This window comes from Pantoea sp. ME81, from assembly GCF_903970985.1.
In the GTDB taxonomy this organism is placed as follows: domain Bacteria; phylum Pseudomonadota; class Gammaproteobacteria; order Enterobacterales; family Enterobacteriaceae; genus Pantoea; species Pantoea communis.
The window spans coordinates 1-1,441 of sequence record NZ_CAJCKS010000348.1 but is presented as its reverse complement, the minus strand read 5'-3'; the positions used below and the strand labels follow the sequence as shown (position 1 = coordinate 1,441).

2 protein-coding genes are annotated in these 1,441 nt (G+C 49.7%); both read left to right on the top strand.

What is annotated here, in order from left to right:
* Nucleotides 1–714 (top strand): beta-propeller fold lactonase family protein (locus tag H7A81_RS27240; protein WP_182059334.1); only part of this gene is annotated, 714 nt, incomplete at its 5' end.
* Between the two features lie 349 nt (nt 715–1,063).
* Nucleotides 1,064–1,441 (top strand): FUSC family protein (locus tag H7A81_RS27235; protein WP_182059333.1); only part of this gene is annotated, 378 nt, incomplete at its 3' end.

Sequence of the window (1,441 nt, the reverse complement as noted above, 5' to 3'; positions counted from 1 at the left end):
GCCAAAGATGGCAAGGTGATAGCACCGCCGGTGGGCAGCTACAAGACTGGCCATGCGGCACATTCGGTGATTGTTGATAATGCCGGTAAAACCGCCTACGTCGGCAATCTCGGTACTGACCGCGTATTGCAGTTGAAGCTGAGCGAGGAGGGTGAGCTAAGCGCGCTGGGCAACGGTTATGTCAAAACCGCCGACGAAAATGGCCCGCGTCATTCGGTGTTATCACCGGATCAACGCTTTCTGTATAACGTCGGTGAGATGGGCGGCATCATCACCCAGTTCCGTCGCGAGCCGAGTGGCGAACTGGTCAAAGTCAGCGAAACCCCCAACGCCGTAGCCACAGAGTATAAGTTGCAGCATGGACGTGAGCGACCGGCAGGTTACAGCGATACCACGCCACGCATCTGGTCAGCCGATATTCATCTGACGCCAAACGGTCATTTCCTGTATGTGACCGAACGCACCAGCAGCACGGTGAGCGGATACCGCGTTGATCAACACAGTGGCAAACTGACACTGATAGGTAGTTGGCCGGTAGAAAAGCAGCCGCGCAGTATTGCCATAACACCGGACGGCAAATGGCTGATCGCCAGTGGTGAAAAAAGCGCAGTGACAGGAAGCTACGCCATTGATGCCCAAAGTGGATCGTTAAAGCTTGTGAGTGAAGCGCCGGCTGGTAAAGATGCGAACTGGGTAATGGTGCTAAGTGACTAAGTTAGCCCTTGCGATGATCTGGCGCAATGCACTGCGCCAGATTGCGCGAAATGTTTTTATGGAGCCGTTGTAATCATTGAGGTTATTTAGAAAAGTGTGATCCAGAACACATTTATACGACTGATGACAGGTTGTGAAGCAATAGGCTTATAAATCAGAGAGATTCTGTAAATAGAAGCTGAATTTGCATTTGGTCCATTAGTAACCCTTAATAATTACCCTGATATTGATTGCCTGCCAATATCACCAATTTTGATGCTGTAACAACCTGACATATTTATCGCCGTGAGTAGATTGAATATTCTGGCAGGATACGCCGCACTTAGCGCCGTCTGGTCTCAATACTGTCATGCAGTGGTTTTCAAAAAACGCCGTTTTTTTTGCTGTTAAAACCTGTCTGGCTGCCTTTTTGGCATTGTACTTTTCACTGGAACTCAACCTGGATAAACCCGCCTGGGCCATTACCACGGTATTCATTGCTTCCCAGCTTTACTCTGCTTCCACCATTTCAAAATCACTGTTTCGCATGCTCGGCACCTTGCTGGGCGGCGTGTTTATCTTCTTTGTTTTTCCCGTCACCGTTGAACACCCCTTATTTTTTAGCTTCATTATCTCACTGTGGGTGAGTGTGTGCCTGTACCTTTCCCTGCACGATCGCACGCCGAAAAGCTATGTATTCATGCTGGCAGGCTATAGCGCCGCTATCATGGGCTTTCCTGAGGTGATG